This is a genomic window from Treponema sp. R6D11 (assembly GCF_054786075.1).
Map to the genome: position 1 here is coordinate 1 of NZ_BDHD01000973.1, position 426 is coordinate 426.

Here is a 426-nt window from a genome sequence, read left to right on the forward strand (position 1 = left end):
GCATAAGCATCCCTGGGCCGCCGCCGTAAGGCGCGTCGTCGCAGGTTTTGTGCTTGTCGTAGGCAAAATCGCGGATATTCACCGCCCGATACTCGATAATACCACGTTTTATCGCCTTCGCCATGATGGAATTGGCGAAAAAAGCGTCGGTAATTTCGGGAAATAGCGTTAAAACTGTGTATTTCATTCTAATATCCAGAGGTTTTGAATCGTTATCCTGCCCTTTTCCGGGCTAATCTCAGGAAAAAACTCTTTCCTGAATGGAACCAGCCGTTTTTCGCCGTTGGCAAGCGCTATTTCCGCCAGTTCTCCGCCGCCGCCTTCGATAATATCGATTAAACTGCCTATGGTTTCGCCGTTTTCGGCGGTTACGGGCAGTCCCTTCAAATCCTCAATGTAAAATTCGCCCTTGCCCAACGGAGCCGC

The 426-nt window shown here is 50.0% G+C and carries 1 protein-coding gene and 1 pseudogene; both read right to left on the reverse strand.

The annotated features are described in order from the left end of the window. A pseudogene (locus ACYVTD_RS17065) lies at nt 1–187 on the reverse strand (tRNA (guanosine(37)-N1)-methyltransferase TrmD); the annotation flags it as partial. Continuing rightward, nucleotides 184–426: PRC-barrel domain-containing protein (locus ACYVTD_RS17070; RefSeq protein ID WP_461248837.1), on the reverse strand; the 243-nt coding region annotated here is incomplete at its 5' end. The pseudogene ACYVTD_RS17065 and the gene ACYVTD_RS17070, both read right to left, overlap by 4 nt.